17 protein-coding genes, 2 tRNA genes and 3 rRNA genes are annotated in these 23,713 nt (G+C 63.0%); 13 read left to right on the forward strand and 9 right to left on the reverse strand.

Features of this window, described 5'->3' with window-relative positions; all coding sequences use genetic code 11:
* Positions 1-35 precede the first annotated feature (35 nt).
* The 8 genes from ABID97_RS25300 (at position 36) to ABID97_RS25335 (ending at position 8,203) form a co-directional block, all read left to right on the forward strand.
* A complete protein-coding gene (locus ABID97_RS25300) occupies positions 36-1,262 on the forward strand; it encodes an MFS transporter (RefSeq protein ID WP_354401603.1) in 1,227 nt (408 codons plus the stop codon).
* A gap of 111 nt (positions 1,263-1,373) precedes the next feature.
* Positions 1,374-1,961, forward strand: coding sequence for an NAD(P)H-dependent oxidoreductase (locus ABID97_RS25305; RefSeq protein ID WP_354401605.1), 588 nt, complete (start codon positions 1,374-1,376; stop codon positions 1,959-1,961).
* Positions 1,958-3,235, forward strand: coding sequence for an amidohydrolase family protein (locus tag ABID97_RS25310; protein WP_354401607.1), 1,278 nt, complete (start codon positions 1,958-1,960; stop codon positions 3,233-3,235). Before ABID97_RS25305 ends, ABID97_RS25310 begins: the two co-directional genes overlap by 4 nt.
* A 19-nt stretch (positions 3,236-3,254) precedes the next feature.
* Positions 3,255-4,118 (forward strand): creatininase family protein, encoded by an 864-nt coding sequence (locus ABID97_RS25315; RefSeq protein ID WP_354401608.1) that lies wholly within the window; start codon positions 3,255-3,257, stop codon positions 4,116-4,118.
* A gap of 69 nt (positions 4,119-4,187) precedes the next feature.
* Positions 4,188-5,174: an ABC transporter substrate-binding protein gene (locus ABID97_RS25320; RefSeq protein WP_354401609.1), complete on the forward strand. Its 987-nt coding sequence runs from the start codon at positions 4,188-4,190 to the stop codon at positions 5,172-5,174.
* A 10-nt stretch (positions 5,175-5,184) separates the two neighbouring features.
* A complete protein-coding gene (locus ABID97_RS25325; protein WP_354401610.1) occupies positions 5,185-6,015 on the forward strand; it encodes an ABC transporter ATP-binding protein in 831 nt (276 codons plus the stop codon).
* Positions 6,012-6,818, forward strand: coding sequence for an ABC transporter permease (locus tag ABID97_RS25330; protein WP_354401611.1), 807 nt, complete (start codon positions 6,012-6,014; stop codon positions 6,816-6,818). The genes ABID97_RS25325 and ABID97_RS25330 overlap by 4 nt, the downstream gene beginning before the upstream one ends.
* A gap of 11 nt (positions 6,819-6,829) precedes the next feature.
* Entirely contained in the window at positions 6,830-8,203 is a 1,374-nt protein-coding gene (locus ABID97_RS25335; RefSeq protein ID WP_354401613.1) for an FAD-binding oxidoreductase, read from the forward strand.
* 17 nt (positions 8,204-8,220) lie between these two features.
* Here ABID97_RS25335 and lnt read toward each other — a convergent pair whose 3' ends face one another.
* The 4 genes from lnt to ABID97_RS25355 all read right to left on the reverse strand — a co-directional run bounded on the left by lnt (position 8,221) and on the right by ABID97_RS25355 (position 12,096).
* Entirely contained in the window at positions 8,221-9,810 is a 1,590-nt protein-coding gene (lnt, locus tag ABID97_RS25340) for an apolipoprotein N-acyltransferase (protein WP_354401614.1), read from the reverse strand.
* Entirely contained in the window at positions 9,810-10,688 is an 879-nt protein-coding gene (locus tag ABID97_RS25345) for a CorC family transporter (RefSeq protein ID WP_354401616.1), read from the reverse strand. Before ABID97_RS25345 ends, lnt begins: the two co-directional genes overlap by 1 nt.
* Positions 10,689-10,778: 90 nt before the next feature.
* Positions 10,779-11,513: a GNAT family N-acetyltransferase gene (locus ABID97_RS25350; RefSeq protein WP_354401618.1), complete on the reverse strand. Its 735-nt coding sequence runs from the start codon at positions 11,511-11,513 to the stop codon at positions 10,779-10,781.
* A 109-nt stretch (positions 11,514-11,622) separates the two neighbouring features.
* Complete coding sequence (locus tag ABID97_RS25355) at positions 11,623-12,096, reverse strand: Lrp/AsnC family transcriptional regulator (protein WP_354401619.1); 474 nt, start codon at positions 12,094-12,096, stop codon at positions 11,623-11,625.
* 157 nt (positions 12,097-12,253) lie between these two features.
* Here ABID97_RS25355 and hppD point away from each other — a divergent pair, with 157 nt between their 5' ends.
* The 5 genes from hppD (at position 12,254) to ABID97_RS25380 (ending at position 17,837) form a co-directional block, all read left to right on the forward strand.
* Positions 12,254-13,381, forward strand: coding sequence for a 4-hydroxyphenylpyruvate dioxygenase (gene hppD / locus ABID97_RS25360; RefSeq protein WP_354401620.1), 1,128 nt, complete (start codon positions 12,254-12,256; stop codon positions 13,379-13,381).
* Positions 13,382-13,410: 29 nt separating this feature from the next.
* Positions 13,411-14,208 (forward strand): transporter substrate-binding domain-containing protein, encoded by a 798-nt coding sequence (locus ABID97_RS25365; protein WP_354401622.1) that lies wholly within the window; start codon positions 13,411-13,413, stop codon positions 14,206-14,208.
* A gap of 17 nt (positions 14,209-14,225) precedes the next feature.
* Positions 14,226-15,110 carry a phenylalanine 4-monooxygenase gene (gene phhA / locus ABID97_RS25370; protein WP_354401623.1) on the forward strand — a complete coding sequence of 295 codons (885 nt, stop codon included), beginning with the start codon at positions 14,226-14,228 and terminating at the stop codon, positions 15,108-15,110.
* 105 nt (positions 15,111-15,215) lie between these two features.
* Positions 15,216-16,907: an AMP-binding protein gene (locus tag ABID97_RS25375; RefSeq protein WP_354401625.1), complete on the forward strand. Its 1,692-nt coding sequence runs from the start codon at positions 15,216-15,218 to the stop codon at positions 16,905-16,907.
* Positions 16,908-17,837 carry an MBL fold metallo-hydrolase gene (locus ABID97_RS25380; RefSeq protein ID WP_354401626.1) on the forward strand — a complete coding sequence of 310 codons (930 nt, stop codon included), beginning with the start codon at positions 16,908-16,910 and terminating at the stop codon, positions 17,835-17,837.
* Positions 17,838-17,945: 108 nt separating this feature from the next.
* On the opposite strand, the gene rrf is transcribed toward ABID97_RS25380, so the two are convergent.
* The 5 genes from rrf to ABID97_RS25405 all read right to left on the reverse strand — a co-directional run bounded on the left by rrf (position 17,946) and on the right by ABID97_RS25405 (position 23,198).
* A 5S ribosomal RNA gene (gene rrf / locus ABID97_RS25385) occupies positions 17,946-18,058 on the reverse strand.
* Positions 18,059-18,203: 145 nt separating this feature from the next.
* Positions 18,204-21,077: ribosomal RNA gene (locus ABID97_RS25390) — 23S ribosomal RNA — on the reverse strand.
* Positions 21,078-21,402: 325 nt separating this feature from the next.
* Positions 21,403-21,478: transfer RNA gene (locus tag ABID97_RS25395), tRNA-Ala, on the reverse strand.
* Between the two features lie 29 nt (positions 21,479-21,507).
* Positions 21,508-21,584: transfer RNA gene (locus ABID97_RS25400), tRNA-Ile, on the reverse strand.
* 79 nt (positions 21,585-21,663) lie between these two features.
* Positions 21,664-23,198, reverse strand: a 16S ribosomal RNA gene (locus ABID97_RS25405).
* Together the 16S, 23S and 5S rRNA genes with 2 tRNA genes alongside form the textbook arrangement of a ribosomal RNA operon.
* Positions 23,199-23,713 lie beyond the last annotated feature (515 nt).

Here is a 23,713-nt window from a genome sequence, read left to right on the forward strand (position 1 = left end):
TTTCAACCCTTGCCAGATATTCAAGGGTAAACACCATGTCTTCCATTCAACCAGCGCATGCGACAGCCGAAGGCGCCGCCCCGGCGGCCCGCGACCTGCCGGCCTCCCTGGTGCTGCTGCTGGCGACGGGCGCCGGCCTGTCCGTGGCTTCGCTGTACTACGCCCAGCCGATGCTGGGGGTGCTGGGCGCCGACATCGGCGCGTCCGGCCGGGCGGTCGGCTTCATTCCCACGCTCACCCAGCTGGGCTATGCGCTCGGCATCCTGCTGCTGGCGCCGCTGGGCGACCGCTTCGACCGCCGCCGCATCGTGCTGGCCAAGGCGGCCGTGCTGTGCGTCGCGCTGCTGGTGGCGGGCGCCGCGCCGTCGATCGGCGTGCTGCTCGCGGCCAGCCTGGCGATCGGCCTCGCGGCCACGATGGCGCAGGACATCGTGCCGGCAGCCGCCACCCTGGCGCCCGAAGCCTCGCGCGGCAAGACGGTCGGCACCGTGATGACGGGGCTCTTGCTGGGCATCCTGCTGTCGCGCGTGGTGAGCGGCTTCGTGGCCGAGCACTTCGGCTGGCGCTCGATGTTCATCGCAGCCGCGGCCAGCATCGCGCTGGTCGGCGCCGCCGCGTGGCGCGGGCTGCCGCGCTTCCGGCCCACCACGCACCTGGCCTATGGCGCGCTGCTCGGCTCGCTCGCCACGCTGTGGTCGCGCCATGGCACGCTGCGCCGCGCCGCCCTCGCGCAGGGCCTGCTGGCGGTGGGCTTCAGCGCCTTCTGGTCCACGCTGGCCGTGATGCTGCACGGCGAACCCTTCCACCTGGGCAGCGCCGCCGCGGGTGCCTTTGGCCTGGCCGGCGCGGCGGGCGCGCTCGCGGCGCCGCTGGCCGGGCGGCTGGCCGACAGGCGCGGGCCGGAACTGGTGACGCGCCTCGGCGCCGGGCTGGTGGTGGTGTCTTTCGCGGCCATGGGCCTCGCACCGCTCATGCCGCCGCACGCCCAGCTCTGGCTGCTGGCGCTGGCCGCCGTCGGCTTCGACCTTGGCATGCAGGCCGCGCTGATCGCGCACCAGACCATCGTCTACGGCATCGAGCCCGGTGCCCGCAGCCGGCTCAACGCCGTGCTGTTCACCGCCATGTTCATCGGCATGGCCGCCGGCTCGGCGCTGGGCGCATTGGCCCTCGCCCAATGGGGCTGGGTCGGCGTCACGGGTCTCGCGACCGGCACGGCCGCTGCGGCGCTGGCGGTGCGGCTCTGGCCGCGCCAGGCGAACTAGCCGCAGCCCGCAGCGAAGCAGAAAGCGCCCCCCATTCCCCAGTCCGGTGCGTCCGGACTGGCACGTCGCTTGCATAAGCTGACCACTTGCTCTGATTAAGCGGTCAAAAACATGCGCGTGCTCGTCGTCTACTGCCATCCGGTCGAAACCAGCTTCCATTCGGCCCTGCACCAGGAAGTGCTGAGGAACCTGCGCGCGGCCGGGCATGAAGTGGACGACTGCGACTTGTACGCCGAGGGCTTCGACCCGGTGCTCTCGCGCCAGGAGCGGCTGGGCTACCACGACGTGCCGGCCAACCAGCTGCCGCTCCAGCCCTATGTGGAGCGGCTTCAGTGGGCCGAGGGCCTCGTGTTCTGCTTTCCGACCTGGTGCTTCGGCCTGCCGGCAATGCTGAAGGGCTACTTCGACCGGCTCTTCATGCCGGGCGTCGCCTTCGACATCAGCGACCCGGCCCACGTGAAGCCGATGCTCACGCACATCAAGCGCATCAGTGCCGTCGTCACCTACGGCCGGCCGCGCTGGATGGCCTGGTACATGGGCGATCCGCCGCGCAGGATTGTCACGCGCTACCTGCTGCGGCTCACCGGCCGTCGTGCCCGCGTGGACTACCACGCCCACTATCACATGAACGTGGCGACCGAGCCCCAGCGGAAGCGCTTCATGGCGCGCGTGGGCACCGCCATGGCGCGCTTCGCATGAAGGCGCCCGCCCTGCTTCGCAACGCGCGCCTGCCGCGCTGGCTGCTGCCCGCCGGCTGGCCTCGCCACGACGGTGTGCCGGTGCTGGCGCGCATCGCGCTGGATGCCGGCCGCGTGCAGTCGGTGCGGCCCGCGTCGCAGGACGACGCCGCGCTGCCGGCCGACAGCTGGGACCTTGCCGGCACGCTGGTGCTGCCCGGTTTCGTCGATGCCCACACGCACTTGGACAAGGCATTCACGCTGCCGCGCATGAAAGCGGTGCAGCCGGGACTGCTGGGCGCGATCGACGCGATGCTGGCCGACCGTGTGCACTGGAACGCCCGCGACGTGCACGAGCGCGCGTCGCGCGGCCTGCAGTGGGCCTGGGCATGCGGCACCACGCACGTGCGCACGCACGTCGATTGGTGGGAGCCGGATGCGATTCCCCTGGCCTGGCCGGTGATGGCCGAGCTGGCAGAGGAATGGGCGGGCCGCGTACGGCTGGAGCAGGTCAGCCTCATCAAGCTGCCGCTGTTCGAGGATGCGGCGCAGGCCCTGCGGCTCGCCCGGCAGGTGAAGGCCACGGGACCGCATGCGCTGCTGGGCGGCTTCGTGCACTCGACCAATTGGAGCGAGAACGCGCTGCGCAACCTGCTGGTGTCGGCGCAGGCCTGCGAGCTCGACGTCGACCTGCACGTCGATGAAGAACTCAATCCCTCGTCGACCGGGCTGCAGGCCACCGCCCGCATCCTGCGCGAGATCGGCTTCGAAGGCCGCGTGGTCTGCGGCCACATCTGCGCGCTGGCCGCGCAATCCGAAGCCCAGGCCTTCGCCACGCTCGACGCGGTGGCCCAAGCGCCGATCACCGTGGTGTCGCTGCCCGCCACCAACCTGCTGCTGCAGGACGCCGTGACGGGCCGCACACCGCGCCTGCGCGGCATCACGCTGGTGAAGGAAGCGCGCGAACGCGGCATTCCGCTGCTGTTTGCGAGCGACAACGTGCAAGACCCGTTCTGCCGTCTCGGCAGCTTCGACCCCGTCGATGCGCTGGGCACGGCCGCGCTGGTGGCGCAGCTCGACGAACCTTTCGACGACTGGTCGCAGGCACTGTGCCGCGGCGACTGGCTGCAGCGCACGCCCGCCACCACGCCGCCGACGCTGGTCGGCGCCAAGGCCGACCTGGTGCTGTTCACCGAGGCCGACCGCCACGGCTGGCCCTCGCGCAGCGCCGCCCGCGTGGTGCTGCGCGACGGCCGCGTGACCCACGGCGACGCCGCGCCCTTTCATCCCCGCTGACGAACGAACAAGGAACCCCATGCTCCACGGCTACATTCCGCCCCACCGCTTCCTGCCCTACCTGTGCTGGACCGAGATCGCCGCGCTTCCCGACCGCGAGAACACGGTCATCGTGCTGCCCTGCGGTGCCATCGAGCAGCACGGACCGCACCTGCCGTGCTCGGTCGACAGCGTGATCGCCTCGGGCGTGATGGGCAAGGCGCTCGAAAAACTGCCGGCCGAGGTGCGCGCCTTCGCGCTGCCGACCATCACCTACGGCAAGTCCGAAGAGCACCTGCACTTTCCGGGCACCATGACGCTGACCGGCACCACGCTGTTGTCGACCGTGACGGAGATCGGCGAGTCGGTGTACCGCGCGGGCTTTCGCAAGCTGCTCTTTGCCAACGGGCATGGCGGGCAGCCGCAGGTGCTGGAAATGGCGGCGCGCGAACTGCGGCTGCGGCATGGCGACTTCGTGGTGGTGCCGCATGGCGTGTCGCGGCTGCCGAATGCATCGAGCAAGCAGATCAGCGAGCAGGAAAAGCGCCTGTCGATGCACGCCGGCCACTCCGAGACCGCGCTGATGCTCGCGCTGGCGCCCGACACGGTGCACATGGAGCGTGCGGCCGCCAACTTTCCGCCGCCGTTCCCGATCAAGCTGCTGTCGGCCGACGGCCGGCCGGCCTGCGCATGGACCGCGCGCGACTTCGGCCCCAGTGGCGTCATTGGCGACCCGACCAGCGCCACGCGGGAGCAGGGCCAGGAGATCCTCGACACGCTGTCCGACAGCTGGGTGCAGGCGCTCACCGAACTCCATGCGCTGCGCTGGGTGGTGCGCGAGGAAGCCACCTGGGAGCGCGGCCACCAGCAGGGCTTCATCCAGCAGTCGTACCAGCCCGCCTGAGGCGCGCTCCTTGCATCGGTCCCTATTTTTTTCAAGCTGTTCTTCCACCCGACACGAGAGGTTCCCACCATGCGTTCTTCCGCTCTTTCCATGGCCGGCGCCGCCGCGCTCGCACTGTGTGCCGCCGCAACGCCGGCCCAGGCGCAGGACAAGTTCACCTACATGACCAACTGGTATGCGCAGGCCGAGCACGGCGGCTTCTACCAGGCGGTGGCGCAGGGCATCTACAAGAAGTACGGGCTCGACGTGACCATCAAGATGGGCGGCCCGCAGGTCAACATCACCCAGATGATGGCCGCGGGCCAGGCCGACTGCATCATGGGTTCGAGCGACATCCAGATGATGCAGGTGCGCGAAGGCGGCGTGCCGGTGGTCAATGTGGCGGCCTTCTTCCAGAAGGACCCGCAGGTGCTGATCGCGCACGACGACGTCAAGAAGTTCGAGGACCTGAAAGGCAAGACGCTGCTGATCGGCGCGCAGGCCAACCGCGGCTACTGGCCGTGGCTCAAGGCCAGGTTCGGCCTCACCGACGAGCAGACGCGTCCGTACACCTTCAACATCCAGCCCTTCGTGGCCGACAAGAACAGCGCGCAGCAGGGCTACCTGACCTCGGAGCCCTACGCCATCCAGAAGGCCGGCGTGAAGAGCACCGTGCTCATGTTCAGCGACCACGGCTTTCCGGCGTATGCCACCACGGTGTCGTGCATGGAAAAGACCGTGAAGGACCGCAGCAAGCAGGTCGAAGCCTTCGTGAAAGCTTCGGCCGAGGGCTGGAAGAGCTACCTCGCCGACCCGGCGCCCGCCAACGCGCTGATCAAGAAGGACAACCCCAACATGACCGACGACCAGCTGGCCTACAGCGTCGCCAAGCTGAAGGAAATGGGCATGGTCACCGGCGGCGACGCGGCCAAGCTCGGCATCGGCGTGATCACCGATGCACGCTCCAAGGCGAGCTACGACTTCCTGGTGAGCGCCAAGCTGCTCGACCCGGCCAAGGTGGAACTGGCGAAGACCTACACCACCGAGTTCGTGAAGGACGCCAAGGTCCTGCCTTGAGCCCTCTGCCATGAACCGCATCGAACCCCACACCCTCGCGCCGCCCGCGGTGCCTGCCGTTCCCGCGGTGGAAGTGCTCTCGGCCGAGAAGACCTATCCCAACGGCACGCAGGCGCTGCTGCCGGTGGACCTGTCGATCGCCGAAGGCGAGTTCGTCACGCTGCTGGGCCCCTCGGGCTGCGGCAAGAGCACGCTGCTCAAGATGGTGGCGGGCATGCTCGAGCCGACCGATGGTCGCCTGCTGGTGTGGCGCAAGCCCGTCGCCGAAATCCACAGCTGCCCGCACAAGCTGTCGTTCGTGTTCCAGTCGGCCACGCTGATGCCCTGGGCGAGCGTGCGCACCAACGTGCGGCTGCCGCTCGACCTGGCCGGCGTGCCGCGCAAGGAAGCCGATGCGCGCGTGATGGAGTCGCTTGCGCTGGTGGGGCTGGAGAAATTTTCCGATGCGCTGCCGCGCGCGCTGTCCGGCGGCATGCAGATGCGCGTGTCGATCGCGCGCGGGCTCGTGACGCAGCCCGACCTGCTGCTGATGGACGAGCCCTTCGGTGCGCTCGACGAGATCACGCGCCACAAGCTCGACGCCGACCTGCTCGACCTGTGGCGCAAGAAGAAACTCACGGTGATCTTCGTGACGCACTCGATCCATGAGGCGGTGTTCCTCTCGACGCGCGTGGTGATGATGGCCGCGCGGCCGGGCCGCGTGGTGGAGCAGTTCCACATCGACGAGCCCTATCCACGCACGCCCGATTTCATGGTGACGCCGGAATTCGCGCGCCATGCTCGGCGCCTGCAGGACAGCCTGCTGCGCGCAAGCCAGGGCGACGAGGAGATGGCGCGATGAAGAAGAGCCCGCCCCTCCTGGGCCAGCCGCGCGTGCAGCGCGTGCTCTACCCGGTGCTCATCGGCGTGGTGCTGGTGGCGCTGTGGCAGTGGATGGTGGTCGCGATGGAGCTGCCGCCCTACCTCGTGCCCTCGCCCTTCCTCATGGTGCAGACGCTGGTCACCGACTGGGTGCCGCTCGGCAATGCGCTGCTGGTGACGCTCAAGATCACGGTGCTGTCGTTTGCGCTGGCAACGGTGGCGGGGGTGCTGATCTCGTTCCTGTTCGTGCAGAGCAAGCGCATCGAGACGGCGCTGTTCCCGTACGCAGTGCTGCTGCAGGTCACGCCGATCGTCGCGGTGGCGCCGCTCATCATCATCTGGGTGAAGAACCCCGTGGCGGCGATGACGGTATGCGCCGCGCTGGTGGCGCTTTTCCCGATCATCAGCAACACCACACTCGGCCTGCGAAGCATCGACCCGGACCTGCAGAGCTATTTCAAGCTCAACCGCGCCACGCGCTGGCAGCAACTGGTGCGGCTGCGCATTCCAAGCGCGCTGCCGTATTTCTTCGGCGGCCTGCGCATCTCGAGCGGGCTGGCGCTGATCGGCGCGGTGGTGGCCGAGTTCGTGGCCGGCACCGGTGGGTCGGGCGCGGGGCTGGCCTACCAGATCCTCCAGGCCGGCTTCCAGCTCAACATCCCGCGCATGTTCGCGGCCCTGCTGCTCATTTCGCTGACCGGTGTCGCGCTGTTCGTGCTGATGGCCTGGCTCACCAAGGTGGCGCTGGGCTCGTGGCATGCGAGCGAACTTTCCCAGGATTGAAGACCTTGACCATGAACGCTTCCATTTCCGCCATCGAACAGCTGCTGCTCGAACTGCCCGAACTCGACTGGATCACCGACGAAAGCCGCGTGGCACGGTTGTCGCAGGACTTCTCCTGGTTCAGCCCGGTGCTGAACCGCCAGCTGAAGGACAAGCGCGCCGACGTGGTCGTGCGTCCGCGCACCGAGGACGAGATTCGCGCCGTGGTCGGCGCCTGCGCGCGGCGCGGCGTGCCGATCACCCTGCGCGGCAGCGGCACCGGCAACTACGGGCAGACCACGCCGCTCGCGGGCGGCGTGGTGCTCGACATGACGGGGTACAACGCGTTCCTGTGGGTGAAGCCGGGCGTCGCGCGCGCGCAGGCCGGCATCCGCCTGGGCCAGCTCGAGAAGCAGACACTGCCTTCAGGCCAGGAAATGCGCTGCCTTCCCTCCACTTACCGCAGCGCCACGCTGGGCGGCCTGTTCGGCGGCGGCTTCGGCGGCGTGGGCTCCATCAACTACGGGCCGCTCGGTGCGCCGGGCAATGTGCTGGGCATCCGCGCGATGACCATCGAACCGGAGCCGCAAGTCGTCGAGCTGCGTGGGCCCGAAGCGATGCGCATGCATCACCTCTGGGGCACCAACGGGCTCGTGCTGGAGATCGAGGTCGCGCTCGCACCGTCACATCCCTGGCTCGAAACGCTGGTGACCTTCGAACAGTTTGAAGATGCGCTGCATTTCGCCGACAAGCTGGCGAATGCGCCGGGCGTCGTGAAGCGCGAGATCGCATTTTTCGGTGCGCCGATATCGGACCACCTTGCGCAGCTTGCCGCGCATCTGCCCAAGGGTTGCCACACCGTGCTGTCGCTGGTCGCCGAATCGTGCGAGCCCGCCATGCTGCAGTTCGCCGAAGCATATGGCGGCACCGTGAGCTACCGCAAGACCGCGGCCGAAGTGCAAAAGAGCAACCGCACGCTGATGGAATTCACCTGGAACCACACGACGCTGCATGCGCTCAAGATCGATCCGACGCTGACCTACCTGCAAAGCGGCTTCGTGCCGGGTCGCCACGTCGAGCAGGTCATCGAGATGGAGAAGCTGCTGGGCGGCGAGGTGCTGATGCACGTCGAGTTCCTGCGCAACGTGGCGGGCCTCATGACCTGCAGCGGCCTGCAGCTGGTGCGCTTCAGCACCGAGGAGCGGCTGGCGGAAATCATCGGCATCCATCGTGCGCATGGCGTGCACATCAACAACCCGCACGTGAACATCGTGGAGGACGGCAAGGCCGGCGGGGCATTGCCCCCAGAGGTCATCGAGGTGAAGAAGCGCTTCGATCCGATGGGGCTGCTGAACCCGGGCAAGCTGCGCGACTGGCCCGTGAAATCCGCGCCGGCAACGGCCTGACGAGGATTTGCTGCGCCTCAGCCCTGGCGGCGGCGCAGCAGGAAAGCGATGGCCACGATCGCAAGGACCGTGATCCAGAGCGGCCAGAGGCCGAACGGCGCCACCCAGCGCGCGAAGGGCGTGAGGCCGGTGCGGCCCTCGACCGAGGCCTCGAGCACGCCGCGCGTGAGCCGCGGCAGCTGGTGCGTGACGCGGCCGGCCGCATCGATGACCACGGTCGCGCCCGTGTTGGTGGCCCGCACCATCGGCCGCGCGAATTCGAGCGAGCGCATGCGCGAGATCGCCAGGTGCTGGTCGATGGCCACCGAGTTGCCGAACCACGCGATGTTGCTCACGTTGAGCAGGATGGTCGGTGCCGTGGCCTCGTCCTTGAAGTTCGCGCCGATCTCGTCGCCGAACAGGTCTTCGTAGCAGATGTTGGGCGCGATGCGCTGGCCCTGCCACGCGAATGGCGCCTGCGCGAGCCCGCCGCGGGCGAAATCGCCCAGGGGAATGTTCATCATCCGGATGAACCAGCGAAAGCCCGGCGGAATGAATTCGCCGAACGGAACGAGGTGGTGCTTGCTGTAGCTGTAGGGCGCTGCCGCACCGGGCTTGAACCCGAGCACCGCATTGCTGTAGGTGCCTTGACCGCCCGTCGGCAAGCCGACGATGGCGGCCTGCGTCCCTTGGCTGTAGCGCGACTGGATGGCCTCGAGGTAGCCCGCCGGCAATTGCTGCGGCAGCAGCGGCAGCGCGGTTTCCGGCGTCACCACGAGCGAAGCCCCGGCATCGCGCAGCTGTTCTCCGTACCAGCGCAGCGCCAGGTCGATGCCGCCGCCGGGAATGAATTTTTCGTCTTGCGGGATGTTGCCCTGGAGCAAGGCCATGGGCAGGTGGCCGCTCGATCCCTTGGCGCCGCGCGCACCGGCGGGCAGCGGGTCGGCCAGGTGCGGCGCAGCGAAGACCACGGCGACCAGGACCACGGCCTGGACCAACCCCAAGGTGCGGGCGGGCCGCGTCAGCGCGACGAGGGCCGCCGCGAGCGCAGCGACCGCGCCGATGCCGTACACGCCGATCCACGGCGCCCACGCGGCCAACGGGCCCTCCACGTGCGCATAGCCGCCGGCACCCCAGGGGAAGCCGGTGAACCAGCTGCCGCGCACGAGCTCGGCCAGCGTCCACAGGGCCGCGAAGAGCAAGGCGCTGGCCACGGGCCCCTTGGGACCCCGTGCGACAAACCAGGCGCAGGCCGCGGCGTAGTAGAGCCCGAGCGCCGCCGCGAGCGAGAACACCGCGAGGGCCGCGAGTGGCGCTGGCAGCCCGCCATAGGTGTGCATCGAGATGAAGAGCCACCAGAAGCTGCCGGTGAGCCAGGCAGTCGAGAAGAGCCAGCCATGCAGGCCCGCGCGGCGCCATCCCGCCCCTTCGGCGCGCAGCCGGTCGAGCAGGCCGACCAGCACCGCGAGCGAGGCGAGCTGCAGCCACCAGAGCGGGTGTCCATTGGAGGGCCAAGCGATGGCGGCGGCCTGCGCGAGGCCGGCCAGCGCAAAGCCCAGGAGGCGCAGCAGCCCCACGGCCGAAAAGATGCGGGAAGTGCGGAGCGTTGCCGCTGCGGGCAGCGGCATCAGTCGGCCGCGTCGCTGCCGCGGGCCGGGGACACCTTGAACCAGCGCACGGCGCCGCCCTTGGTGTGCAGCACGACGAAGTCGAAGCCGCCGATTGCGTGGTGCTCGCCGCGCTTGGGCACGTGGCCCATTTCGTGTGCGATGAGGCCGCCGATGGTGTCGAAGTCTTCGGTCAGCTGTTCTTCGTCGAAGGTGATGCCGAAGGCCTCGGCCACGCGTTCGATCGGCGTGTCGCCCGAGACGCGATAGGTGTGGTCGGCCAGGCCGAAGATGTCGCCTTCGTCCTCGGCGATGTCGAACTCGTCTTCGATCTCGCCGACGATCTGCTCGAGCACGTCCTCGATGGTGATGAGGCCCGCCACGCGGCCGAACTCGTCGATCACGATGGCCAGGTGGTTGCGGTTGCCGCGGAATTCGCGCAGCAGGTCGTTCAGGCCCTTGCTCTCGGGAACGAAGGTGGCGGGCCGGAGCAGCGCGCGGATGTTGAGCCCCGGCGCGCGCTGCAGCTTGAGCAGGTCCTTCGCGAGCAGGATGCCGATGATGTTTTCTTTTTCGCCCTCGTACACCGGGAAACGCGAGTGCGCGGTGTCGATGACCAGGTGCAGCAGTGCGTCGTACGGCGCGTCGATGTTTACCAGGTCCATGCGCGGAGCGGCAACCATCACATCGCCGGCCGTCATGTCGGCCATGCGCAGCACGCCTTCGAGCATCACGCGCGATTCGGCGCCGATCACCTCGTTGTCCTCGGCATCGGCGAGGGTTTCGATCAGTTCGTCGCGCGAGTCGGGGCCGGGGTGAATGAATTCGGCCAGTTTCTGGAGAAAGCCGCGCTTGTCCTCCCGTTCGACGGGAGCGCGATCAGAGTGAGGTTCGGCCACTGCGGGAGGCGTAGTTGAAGAGCTGCAAGGATACCGGATGCGCGTGACATGCTCCACTGCACGCCCTCATGGCCCTTGCCCCGGGGGCGCTCAAGGGGCGGATTTGCTGCGCGCGTCGCGCATGCCGCTGCGCACTTCCTGCACGCTGGCCAGGAAAGCCCAGAACTGCTTGGCGCGGGTCTTGAGCTGGAAATCGACCGCGGCGTAGTGCTCGAGCGCGATTTCGCTCATGCGGCTGTCGAAGGTGGCGCTCGGCAGCCGCAGGTGCGCCTCGGACTCGGAACCGCTGCGCACCACGGTGGCGCCGGCGTTGCGGGCGATTTTCAGCATGGCGGCGTTTTCGCTCAGCGCATGAATGAACAGCATGCCCACGCCTTCGTTGCGCGCCACGACGACGGCACGCTCGAAAAGGCGGGCTCCATAGCCACGGCCGCGCGCGTGCGCAGCCACCGAAACGCCGAACTCGGCGCAGTCGCTGTGCTGGTCGTCCGGGGCGAAGGCCAGGTGGGCCATCGCAATCAGGTCGAGCCGGCGGTTGTAGATGCCGAACAGCTCGTCGCGGTCGAAGTCGAGCCCGTCCACGTAGCGCTGCACCTGCTCGTCGGCCGCGGCGTAGCCGAAGCGCAGGTAGCGGTCGTGCGGACTCAGTGCGAGCAGGTGTTGCGCGATGCGGTCGCGCTCGCGCGGGCCGATCGAACGGATCGGCACCATGACGGGAGAGGGCGAGGGCGCGGAGCTCGCTCGCGGTTGCGCCTCAACCATGGGCGCTTTCAGGAAAGAGCCGAGGCCGAGAGACGCCTTCAGGAGGGTCTTGGCGGTAAGCATGGCTCAAATATAAGGGTTTTCCCTTAAACAACAAGCCAGTGTGGGTACTTTCGGGCTTCATAGGCGGAATCATTGCCCGATGGCGCGTGGTTTCACAACCCGCGGCCAGCTAGACCGGCAGGGCCGTGGTGGCCTTGACTCGGTCGAGAACGAAACTGGTCTTGCAATCTTCCACGCTGGGGTGCTTGAGCAGGGTGTCCATGATGAAGCGGCTGTAGTGACCCATGTCGGCGACCACCACGCGCAGGAGGTAATCCATGTCACCCGTGAGGGCCGCGCATTCGACGACTTCGGGCCAAGTCTGCACGCTAGCCCGGAACAAGTCCATGGGATTGCGCTTGTGGCTCTCGGTGTGCTTTTCGAGCCGGACGTTGAGGTAAGCGGTGAGCCCGAGCCCGATGACCTCGGGCCGGACGAGCGCGACGTAGCGGTCGATGACGCCGCTTTCTTCCAGCCGCTTGACCCGTCGGAGCACGGCGCTCGGCGACAGGCTCACCTGCTCGGCGATCTGGTCGTAGGTGGCTCGGCCGTCTGCTTGCAGCGTGCGCAGAATCATCCGATCTATCTTGTCCAATGCTTCCATCACATAATTTTCGCAGTTTTACTGCGTGATAGCCAGCATCTGCGCCCAACAACGCTGAAAACGTGAGCGGCATCCGCCCTACAGTGCATGACTGGCCGCATTCACGCCACCCGCCGGCCATTTCATTCATTCGAACCCGCCCTTCTGGAGACCCCACATGAGCCACACCGACGCGCCCCCCTTCACGCCTTGGGAGAACCCGATGGGCACGGATGGCTTCGAATTCATCGAATATGCGGCACCCGACCCGGTCGCGATGGGCAAGGTGTTCGAGCGCATGGGCTTCACGGCCGTGGCCAAGCACCGCCACAAGAATGTGCTGCTCTACCGCCAGGGCACGATCAATTTCATCGTGAACGCCGAACCCGACTCGTTCGCGCAGCGCTTTGCGCGCGAGCACGGCCCGAGCGTCTGCGCCATCGCCTTCCGCGTGCAGGATGCCAAGCAGGCCTACGAACGCGCCACCTCTCTCGGCGCCTGGGGATTTGCCGACAAGGCAGGCCCTGGCGAACTGAACATCCCGGCCATCAAGGGCATCGGCGACAGCCTGATCTACCTGGTCGACCGCTGGCCCGGCAAGAACGGCGCGCAGCCCGGCGACATCGGCAACATCGGCTTCTATGACGTCGACTTCGAACCGCTGCCGGGCGTGGCGTCGAAGGACGCGCTCGCGCCCAAGGGCAACGGCCTCACCTACATCGACCACCTGACGCACAACGTGTACCGCGGCCGCATGAACGTCTGGGCCGCTTTCTACGAGAAGCTCTTCAACTTCCGCGAGATCAAGTACTTCGACATCGAAGGCCAGGTCACGGGCGTGAAGAGCAAGGCCATGACCAGCCCGTGCGGCAAGATCCGCATCCCGATCAACGAAGAGGGCAAGGAGCAGGCCGGCCAGATCCAGGAGTACCTGGACATGTACCGCGGCGAAGGCATCCAGCACATCGCGATGGGCTCGGACAACCTGTACGACACCGTCGATGCGCTGCGCGCCAATGGCGTCACGCTGCTCGACACCATCGACACCTACTACGAACTGGTCGACAAGCGCATCCCCGGACATGGCGAGGACGTGGCCGAACTGAAGAAGCGCAAGATCCTGATCGACGGCAAGAAGGACGCCCTGCTGCTGCAGATCTTCAGCGAGAACCAGCTTGGGCCGATCTTCTTCGAGTTCATCCAGCGCAAGGGCGATGACGGCTTCGGCAACGGCAACTTCAAGGCGCTGTTCGAAAGCATCGAGCTCGACCAGATGCGCCGCGGCGTGTTGACGGCCGCAAAATAAACGCCTCTTTTCACTGGCCAGGAGCCCCCATGCGCAGCACGTTTTCGATCGGCTTGACCCTTGTCGCGGCTGCAGCCGTTCTCTCGGGCTGTGCCATGGCACCAGCGGCGCCGGGCGCCGGCGCCTCGCGCCTGGACGCGGTGCAGAAGGCCTCGGCGCTGCGCATCTGCACGCCGGGAGACTACAAGCCGTTCAGCTTCCAGAAGGCCGACGGCACCTTCGAAGGCATCGACGTGGACCTGATGACGGGTTTCAGCGCGAGCCTGGGCGCCAAGCCCGAATGGGTGAAGACCACTTGGGCCAACCTGCTGCCCGACCTGGCTGCCGGCAAATGCGACCTGGCCGTGGGCGGCGTTTCCGTCACCACCGACCGGCAGAAGCGCGCCTTCTTCAGCACGCCCTACATGGTGAACGGCAAGGCGCCCATTGCGCGCTGCGCCGATGTTGCCAAGTACCAGACCGTGGCCGACATCGACAAGCCTTCGACGCGGGTCATCTTCAACCCGGGCGGCAGCAACGAGCGATTTGCACGCGCCAACTTCAAGCAGGCCAAGCTCACGCTGCACGGAGAGAACGTGACGATCTTCGACGAGATCCTTGCCAACCGCGCTGACGTGTTCGTGACCGAATCCGCTGAAGCCATCACGCAACAGAAGCTCAAGCCGGGGCTTTGCGCCGTCAATCCGGACAAGCCGCTGCAATACGGCGAGATGGCCTGGATGCTGCCGAGGGACGACGTGGCCTTCAAGGCCTACGTCGACCAATGGCTGCACCTGCAGCAGGCCGGCGGCGACTTCCAGCGCGTGATGGACCGCTGGCTCAAATAACCAGAGAACAACTTCCCATGGACATCCTTGCCGCCACCGCGCCTGCCGCTGCCACGCCCGTTGTCTACGGCGCTTCCGACCGCCCGCCGCGCGGCGATTATTCGCGCGGCGGCGTGGTGCAGGCCGACTACACCTGCCCGCAGGACTGGGCCAGCTACACGCCAGCCGACCACGACACCTACAAGCGGCTCTACGAGCGGCAGGCCGCGCAACTGCCCGGCCTGGCCTGTGATGCGTTCATCAACGCCCTGCCCTTGCTGGGGGTGAAGGACCGCATTCCCCGGTTCGAGGAAATCAACGAGCGGCTGCACCGCGCGACCGGCTGGGAGATCGTCGCGGTGCCGGGCCTGATTCCCGAGCTGCCGTTCTTCACCCTGCTGGCGAACCGCAAGTTCCCGGTGACCGACTGGATCCGCAAGCCCGACGAGTTCAACTACATCGTCGAGCCCGATGTGTTCCACGACCTGTTCGGGCATGTGCCGATGCTGTTCGACCCCACCTTTGCCGACTACGTGCAGCGCTATGGCCAAGGCGGCATCAAGGCGCATGAATTGGGTGCAGGCGAGAAGCTGGCACGGCTCTACTGGTACACGGTCGAGTTCGGCCTGATCCGCCAGCCCGACGGCCTGCGCGCCTATGGTGCCGGCATCCTGAGCTCGGTGGGCGAATTGCAGCACGCGGTGCGCAGCAGCGAGCCGCACAGGCTGCCGCTGGACCTGCTGCGCACCATGCGCACGCTCTACAAGATCGACACGTACCAAGCCAACTATTTCGTGATCGAGAGCTTCGCGCAGTTGTTCGAACTCACGGCGCCCGACTTCACGCCGCTCTATCGCGCGCTCGAGGTCGAGTCGGACATCCCTGCGGGGGTGCTGTTGCCCGGCGAGACCGGCAAGGCCTGACAACCACCGCTATCGCGCGCGCGACAGCGCGCACCCTGCTCCTAGGACAAGCCCGCTGGCGGGTGGAGGCATCTGGCTCCCACAATCCGCGCAAAAGGAGCTTGCATGCAGACATCCGCGCGACAGAACTACCCGGCCGACGTGCCGCACGAGATTCACCCGGAGCAGTACCGGTCCCTGCCCCACATGTTCGACGAGGCCTTCGGGCGCTACGCCGAGCGGCCGTTCTCGGTCTGCATGGAGCGGTGGATGTCGTACGGCGAACTCGACCAGCTGTCCAAGGCGCTGGGCGCATGGCTGCAGTCGCTCGGGCTCGAGCCGGGCGCGCGGGTGGCGATCATGCTGCCCAACGTGCCGCAGTTCGCGGTCACGATGTGCGGCGTGCTGCGGGCGGGCTATACCTGCGTCAACGTCAATCCGCTCTACACGGCGCGCGAGCTCGAGCATCAGCTCAAGGACTCGGGCGCGACGGCCATCGTCATCCTGGAGAACTTCGCGGCAACGCTGGAGCAGGTGATCGAGCGCACGCCCGTCAAGCACGTGGTCGTCACCTCGATGGGCGATCTGCTGGGCGGCCTCTACGGGGCCTGGATCACCGTCGCGGTGCGCCACCTCGCGAAGATGGTTCCGCCGTTCAAGCTGCCCATGGGCAACGGCCGCACCGTGACGCCTTTTTCCAAGGTCATCGAGCAAGGCCGCGGGCGGCCGCTCGCGGCGGACCAGAGCACGCTCGATTCGATCGCCTTCCTGCAGTACACCGGCGGCACCACCGGGCTCTCGAAGGGAGCGGTGCTGACGCATCGCAACATCGTTGCGGCCACCTTGCAGGCCGAGGCCTGGTTCACGCCCGCGCTGTCCAGGGCGGGCGACCTGTCGAAGGTCAACAGCATTGCGGCGCTGCCGCTGTATCACATCTTCGCGCTCACGCTCTGCCTGCTGGTGATCCGCCAGGGCTCGCACATGACGCTGGTGCCGAACCCGCGCGACTTCGACAAGTTCATCGCCGTGCTGAAGAAGCGGCCGTTCCACATGCTGCCGGCAGTGAACACGCTGTTCAATGCGCTGCTGATGCATCCCGAATTCAAGTCGATCGATTTCTCCACGCTGTTCGTGTCGCAGGCCGGGGGAATGGCGGCCTCCGAGGGGACGGCACGACGGTGGTTCGAAGCCACGGGCTGCCCGATGATCGAAGGCTGGGGCATGAGCGAAACCTGCGCGATCGGCACCAACAATCCGGTGTCGAACACCGAGTTCACCGGCACCATCGGGCTGCCCTTGCCCAGCATCGAGATCGCCATCAAGGACGATGAAGGCAACTCCCTGCCAGTCGGAACGCCGGGCGAGCTCTGCATCAAGGGCCCCAACGTGATGACGGGCTACTACAACCAGCCGGCCGAAACGGCCGCCGCCTTCACGGCCGACGGGTTCATGCGTACCGGCGACATCGCCGTCATGCAGGAGGACGGCTACAGCCGCATCGTCGACCGCAAGAAGGACATGATCCTGGTCAGCGGCTTCAACGTGTTTCCGAACGAGTTGGAGAACGTGATCTCGCTCTGCCCCGGGGTCGTCGAATGCGCCGCCGTCGGCGTGCCCGATGAAAAACAGGGCGAGGCGATCAAGGTCTTCGTGGTGCGAAGGGATCCGACGCTCACGGAAGACGCGGTGATGCAATACTGCAGTGGGCAGCTCACGGGCTACAAGCGGCCGAAGCACATCGAGTTCCGCGATTCGCTGCCCAAAACCAATGTCGGGAAGATCCTGCGGCGCGAACTGCGCACCAGCACGAGCGCCTGAATGAGCCGTCAAGCTGCGGCCGGGCTGCCGGCGAATCTCGTCGTCTTCGAGCGCGGCTGGCTCTCTTCGAACAACATCCTGTTCATCGGCGCCGACGAGACCGCGTTGGTCGACACCGGCTATGTCACGCATGCCGGTCAGACCTTGGCGCTGGTCGAATCGGCGTTGGGAACGCGGCCGCTCGACCGGGTCCTGAATACGCATCTGCACAGCGACCACTGCGGCGGCAATGCGGCCTTGCAGCAGCGCTATGCCGGGCTTCGCACCGACATCCCGCCAGGCGAAGCGGCACTGGTGGAACGCTGGGACGAAAGCAAACTGAGCTTCCTTGCCACGGGACAGATCTGCCCGCCCTTTCGATTCAGCGGGTTGCTGCGGCCCGGGGCGGAATGCATGCTCGGGGGCACTCCCTGGCAGGTGCACGGCGCGCCGGGGCACGATCCCCATTCCATCATCCTGTTCGACCCCGCTTCGCGAACGCTGATTTCAGCGGACGCCTTGTGGGAGAACGGCTTCGGCGTTGCCTTTCCCGAGCTCGCCGGGGAGCCGTCATTCGACGACGTGGCGGCCACGCTCGATCGGATCGAGGCACTGGCGCCACTGCACGTCATTCCAGGACACGGCCGCGTCTTCGATGACGTGGCGAGCGCCCTGGCCGTTGCGCGCCGGCGGCTCGACGGTCTGCAGCGCGATCCCGTGAAGCATGCGCGGCACGCCATCAAGGTGCTCATGAAGTTCAAGCTGCTGGAAGTGCAATCCATCGCTTTCGGCGACTGGGAAGCATGGCTCCAGAGCGCGGCGTACCTCGGGATGATTCACTCGCGCTTCTTTGCCGGGGTGGAATTGCGCCAATTGACCGACGATATCCTGGCTGAATTGGCCGGTGCGGGCGCTGCCGAAATACACGCGTCTGGCATCCGCAATATCTAGCGTCCGTTTGGCAATAAAAAAAGCGCGCCATCTGATGATGACGCGCTTTCTTGAAGCACCAAAAGAAAAAGCCCAACACGCTGTGTTGGGCTTTTCCAGGCTGTAAGAGCCTGACGATGACCTACTTTCACACGGGAACCCGCACTATCATCGGCGCTGACGCGTTTCACTGTCCTGTTCGGGATGGGAAGGAGTGGTACCACGTCGCTATGGTCATCAGGCATAACTTGTTGCTGTGCTGATCACATGATCAACACAACGAATTCATAGAGTTTGGAATCAGCGCGCAATTGTCTTGCGCTTGCTTGAATGTATTTTGAATGCGTCAACTTGGCATAACACCTTGATCAGACTGATCAAAGTTATAGGGTCAAGCCGCACGAGCAATTAGTATCAGTTAGCTTAACGCATTACTGCGCTTCCACACCTGACCTATCAACGTCCTGGTCTTGAACGACTCTTTAGGGGGCTCAAGGCCCCGGCAGATCTCATCTTGAAACGAGTTTCCCGCTTAGATGCTTTCAGCGGTTATCTCTTCCACACTTAGCTACTCGGCAATGCCACTGGCGTGACAACCGATACACCAGAGGTGTGTCCACTCCGGTCCTCTCGTACTAGGAGCAGGCTTCCTCAAATCTGCAGCGCCCACGGAAGATAGGGACCAAACTGTCTCACGACGTTTTAAACCCAGCTCACGTACCTCTTTAAATGGCGAACAGCCATACCCTTGGGACCGGCTACAGCCCCAGGATGAGATGAGCCGACATCGAGGTGCCAAACACCGCCGTCGATATGAACTCTTGGGCGGTATCAGCCTGTTATCCCCAGAGTACCTTTTATCCGTTGAGCGATGGCCCTTCCATACAGAACCACCGGATCACTATGTCCTGCTTTCGCATCTGCTCGACTTGTCAGTCTCGCAGTTAAGCACGCTTATGCCATTGCACTATCGTCACGATGTCCGACCGTAACTAGCGTACCTTCGAACTCCTCCGTTACGCTTTGGGAGGAGACCGCCCCAGTCAAACTGCCTACCATGCACTGTCCCCGATCCAGATAATGGACCTAGGTTAGAACCTCAAACACACCAGGGTGGTATTTCAACGTTGGCTCCACAAGATCTAGCGACCCTGCTTCAAAGCCTCCCACCTATCCTACACAGATCTGTTCAAAGTCCAATACAAAGCTACAGTAAAGGTTCATGGGGTCTTTCCGTCTTTCCGCGGGGAGATTGCATCATCACAAACATTTCAACTTCGCTGAGTCTCAGGAGGAGACAGTGTGGCCATCGTTACGCCATTCGTGCAGGTCGGAACTTACCCGACAAGGAATTTCGCTACCTTAGGACCGTTATAGTTACGGCCGCCGTTTACTGGGACTTCAATCAAGAGCTTGCACCCCATCATTTAATCTTCCAGCACCGGGCAGGCGTCACACCCTATACGTCCACTTTCGTGTTTGCAGAGTGCTGTGTTTTTAATAAACAGTCGCAGCCACCGATTTTTTGCAACCCATTCATGCTTCGTTGTTCACTACACACTAATAGGGCACACCTTCTTCCGAAGTTACGGTGTCAATTTGCCGAGTTCCTTCTCCTGAGTTCTCTCAAGCGCCTTAGAATACTCATCTCGCGCACCAGTGTCGGTTTGCGGTACGGTCGTATATAGCTGAAGCTTAGTGGCTTTTCCTGGAACCTCGTTCAGTCACTTCACGGACAAGTCCGCTCGATCGTTGGCCTCGGTATATGTGCACCGGATTTGCCTAATGCACGCCTACATCCAACTAAACCAGAATAATCCAATAACTGGATGACCTATTAAGATCCGTCCCCACATCGCACTATATAACGGTACAGGAATATTGACCTGTTTCCCATCAGCTACGCATCTCTGCCTCGCCTTAGGGGCCGACTCACTCTACGCCGATGAACGTTGCGTAGAAAACCTTGCGCTTACGGCGAGGGGGCTTTTCACCCCCTTTAACGCTACTCATGTCAGCATTCGCACTTCTGATACCTCCAGCACGCTTTACAACGCACCTTCACAGGCTTACAGAACGCTCTCCTACCACTTGCAATAAATTGCAAATCCGCAGCTTCGGTAACTGGCTTAGCCCCGTTACATCTTCCGCGCAGGACGACTCGATCAGTGAGCTATTACGCTTTCTTTAAATGATGGCTGCTTCTAAGCCAACATCCTGACTGTTTTAGCCTTCCCACTTCGTTTCCCACTTAGCCAATTTTAGGGACCTTAGCTGGCGGTCTGGGTTGTTTCCCTCTTGAGTCCGGACGTTAGCACCCGGTGCTCTGTCTCCCAAGCTGTACTCATCGGTATTCGGAGTTTGCCTTGGTTTGGTAAGTCGCCATGACCCCCTAGCCAAAACAGTGCTCTACCCCCGATGGTAATACTTGAGGCACTACCTAAATAGTTTTCGGAGAGAACCAGCTATTTCCAAGTTTGTTTAGCCTTTCACCCCTATCCACAGCTCATCCGCTAGTTTTGCAACACTAGTCGGTTCGGACCTCCAGTACCTGTTACGGCACCTTCATCCTGGCCATGGATAGATCACTTGGTTTCGGGTCTACACCCAGCGACTGATCGCCCTATTCGGACTCGATTTCTCTACGGCTTCCCTATTCGGTTAACCTTGCCACTGAATGTAAGTCGCTGACCCATTATACAAAAGGTACGCAGTCACCCCTTACGAGGCTCCTACTTTTTGTAAGCACGCGGTTTCAGGATCTATTTCACTCCCCTCCCGGGGTTCTTTTCGCCTTTCCCTCACGGTACTAGTTCACTATCGGTCGATGATGAGTATTTAGCCTTGGAGGATGGTCCCCCCATATTCAGACAGGATTTCTCGTGTCCCGCCCTACTTGTCGTTAGCTCAGTACCACACAGGTCATTTCACGTACGGGGCTATCACCCGCTATGGCCAGTCTTTCCAAACTGTTCCGTTATGTCTTGTGCTATCACTAACAGGCTTCTCCGATTTCGCTCGCCACTACTTTCGGAATCTCGGTTGATGTCTTTTCCTCGAGCTACTGAGATGTTTCAGTTCACCCGGTTCGCCTCGCATGACTATGTATTCATCATGCGATACCTTTCGGTGGGTTTCCCCATTCGGAAATCTCCGGATCAAAGCTAATTTGCCAGCTCCCCGAAGCTTATCGCAGGCTATCACGTCCTTCGTCGCCTATCATCGCCAAGGCATCCACCACGTGCTCTTATTCACTTGACCCTATAACTTTGACGTTTCTTGCGAAACTACAAAATCATCACAAGGAATATGTCAGGTCTCTCACCTGACGCGTTATGCCGTTACATTCAAAATTCGATTTGACTCGAAATTGAAGTTTCTTTTGACGCAATCAAAAATTCTATGTTGCTGATGGCACGGTCTGCACTAAACCTTTACGAATGTGCAGTTTCCATCAGCAACGCTGATTCGACTCTATGAATTTTTAAAGAACAGCCGATTGATCAAGAGATCTCGATCAACAACAAAGAAGCCTCATGCTCACGCACAAAGCCGCTTTGGTGTTGAATTTTAAGTATCGATTTATTGGTGGAGGATGACGGGATCGAACCGACGACCCCCTGCTTGCAAAGCAGGTGCTCTCCCAGCTGAGCTAATCCCCCAAAACTCTCACACGAGAAATCAGAAGATTTGGTGGGTCTAGTTGGGCTCGAACCAACGACCCCCGCCTTATCAAGACGGTGCTCTAACCAGCTGAGCTACAGACCCAATCGAGAATCAATGAAGACTTCGACTTCTTCCAACAACCGATAAGTGTGGGCGTTTAAATTAAATTGCTTGTTTCCAGAAAGGAGGTGATCCAGCCGCACCTTCCGATACGGCTACCTTGTTACGACTTCACCCCAGTCACGAACCCTGCCGTGGTAATCGCCCTCCTTGCGGTTAGGCTAACTACTTCTGGCAGAACCCGCTCCCATGGTGTGACGGGCGGTGTGTACAAGACCCGGGAACGTATTCACCGTGACATTCTGATCCACGATTACTAGCGATTCCGACTTCACGCAGTCGAGTTGCAGACTGCGATCCGGACTACGACTGGTTTTATGGGATTAGCTCCCCCTCGCGGGTTGGCAACCCTTTGTACCAGCCATTGTATGACGTGTGTAGCCCCACCTATAAGGGCCATGAGGACTTGACGTCATCCCCACCTTCCTCCGGTTTGTCACCGGCAGTCTCATTAGAGTGCCCAACTGAATGTAGCAACTAATGACAAGGGTTGCGCTCGTTGCGGGACTTAACCCAACATCTCACGACACGAGCTGACGACAGCCATGCAGCACCTGTGTTACGGTTCTCTTTCGAGCACTAAGCCATCTCTGGCGAATTCCGTACATGTCAAAGGTGGGTAAGGTTTTTCGCGTTGCATCGAATTAAACCACATCATCCACCGCTTGTGCGGGTCCCCGTCAATTCCTTTGAGTTTCAACCTTGCGGCCGTACTCCCCAGGCGGTCAACTTCACGCGTTAGCTTCGTTACTGAGTCAGTGAAGACCCAACAACCAGTTGACATCGTTTAGGGCGTGGACTACCAGGGTATCTAATCCTGTTTGCTCCCCACGCTTTCGTGCATGAGCGTCAGTACAGGTCCAGGGGATTGCCTTCGCCATCGGTGTTCCTCCGCATATCTACGCATTTCACTGCTACACGCGGAATTCCATCCCCCTCTACCGTACTCCAGCAATGCAGTCACAGATGCAGTTCCCAGGTTGAGCCCGGGGATTTCACAACTGTCTTACATTACCGCCTGCGCACGCTTTACGCCCAGTAATTCCGATTAACGCTTGCACCCTACGTATTACCGCGGCTGCTGGCACGTAGTTAGCCGGTGCTTATTCTTACGGTACCGTCATTAGCCCTCTTTATTAGAAAGAGCCGTTTCGTTCCGTACAAAAGCAGTTTACAACCCGAAGGCCTTCATCCTGCACGCGGCATGGCTGGATCAGGCTTTCGCCCATTGTCCAAAATTCCCCACTGCTGCCTCCCGTAGGAGTCTGGGCCGTGTCTCAGTCCCAGTGTGGCTGGTCGTCCTCTCAGACCAGCTACAGATCGAAGGCTTGGTGAGCCTTTACCTCACCAACTACCTAATCTGCCATCGGCCGCTCCATTCGCGCAAGGTCTTGCGATCCCCTGCTTTCATCCGTAGATCTTATGCGGTATTAGCACAGCTTTCGCTGCGTTATCCCCCACGATTGGGCACGTTCCGATGTATTACTCACCCGTTCGCCACTCGCCGCCAGGATTGCTCCCGCGCTGCCGTTCGACTTGCATGTGTAAGGCATGCCGCCAGCGTTCAATCTGAGCCAGGATCAAACTCTATAGTTCGATCTTGATTTTTGCGCCCCATCTCGCGATGAGGCAAAACTCATAAAAAAAGAATTAAAGTGAACTTCACTTCTATCTCATGAGCGTTTTTAAGTCTTGCGACTTGTCCCGAAGAACTTACGCAATTACCTTCAAACGCCCACGCTTATCGGCTGTAAATTTTTAACGAACCCCGAAGCAAACTTTCGTCTGCTTCGTCTTGCTTTGCTGCGATCAGCGAAGCCTTGTAGTCTATCACGGTTTTTTAAGTACCGTCAAACTTTTTTCGCTTTCAACACCCTCTTGTCGCACCCCGCAACCTTCGCTGCGAGACGCTGAAGCTGTTTCAGCGCAGCCTTCGATTATGCACTGTTTTTTCAAACCGCGTCAACTTCGAAGGAAGTTTTTTTCTTCGGCCTCCGTGGCAGCCTGCTCATCGAGCCTGCTGCCTGGAGCTGCTTCGCGGCGCCTCCGAGGAGACTCTGCGTTGCTTGCCTTTTTGTGTGAACACTTTTTGGGTGCTCACACAAAAAGGA

Source organism: Variovorax sp. OAS795 (genome assembly GCF_040546685.1).
Lineage (GTDB): Bacteria > Pseudomonadota > Gammaproteobacteria > Burkholderiales > Burkholderiaceae_C > Variovorax.

Bases quoted from the DNA above. Each gene is read 5' to 3' on its own strand.
- ABID97_RS25365 (WP_354401622.1), top strand. From the start codon at position 13,411: ATGCGCAGCACGTTTTCGATCGGCTTGACCCTTGTCGCGGCTGCAGCC.
- phhA (WP_354401623.1), top strand. From the start codon at position 14,226: ATGGACATCCTTGCCGCCACCGCGCCTGCCGCTGCCACGCCCGTTGTC.
- ABID97_RS25315 (WP_354401608.1), top strand. From the start codon at position 3,255: ATGCTCCACGGCTACATTCCGCCCCACCGCTTCCTGCCCTACCTGTGC.
- lnt (WP_354401614.1), bottom strand. From the start codon at position 9,810: ATGCCGCTGCCCGCAGCGGCAACGCTCCGCACTTCCCGCATCTTTTCG.
- ABID97_RS25335 (WP_354401613.1), top strand. From the start codon at position 6,830: ATGAACGCTTCCATTTCCGCCATCGAACAGCTGCTGCTCGAACTGCCC.
- ABID97_RS25320 (WP_354401609.1), top strand. From the start codon at position 4,188: ATGCGTTCTTCCGCTCTTTCCATGGCCGGCGCCGCCGCGCTCGCACTG.
- ABID97_RS25380 (WP_354401626.1), top strand. From the start codon at position 16,908: ATGAGCCGTCAAGCTGCGGCCGGGCTGCCGGCGAATCTCGTCGTCTTC.
- ABID97_RS25305 (WP_354401605.1), top strand. From the start codon at position 1,374: ATGCGCGTGCTCGTCGTCTACTGCCATCCGGTCGAAACCAGCTTCCAT.
- ABID97_RS25325 (WP_354401610.1), top strand. From the start codon at position 5,185: ATGAACCGCATCGAACCCCACACCCTCGCGCCGCCCGCGGTGCCTGCC.
- ABID97_RS25330 (WP_354401611.1), top strand. From the start codon at position 6,012: ATGAAGAAGAGCCCGCCCCTCCTGGGCCAGCCGCGCGTGCAGCGCGTG.
- hppD (WP_354401620.1), top strand. From the start codon at position 12,254: ATGAGCCACACCGACGCGCCCCCCTTCACGCCTTGGGAGAACCCGATG.
- ABID97_RS25310 (WP_354401607.1), top strand. From the start codon at position 1,958: ATGAAGGCGCCCGCCCTGCTTCGCAACGCGCGCCTGCCGCGCTGGCTG.
- ABID97_RS25355 (WP_354401619.1), bottom strand. From the start codon at position 12,096: ATGGAAGCATTGGACAAGATAGATCGGATGATTCTGCGCACGCTGCAA.
- ABID97_RS25350 (WP_354401618.1), bottom strand. From the start codon at position 11,513: ATGCTTACCGCCAAGACCCTCCTGAAGGCGTCTCTCGGCCTCGGCTCT.
- ABID97_RS25375 (WP_354401625.1), top strand. From the start codon at position 15,216: ATGCAGACATCCGCGCGACAGAACTACCCGGCCGACGTGCCGCACGAG.
- ABID97_RS25300 (WP_354401603.1), top strand. From the start codon at position 36: ATGTCTTCCATTCAACCAGCGCATGCGACAGCCGAAGGCGCCGCCCCG.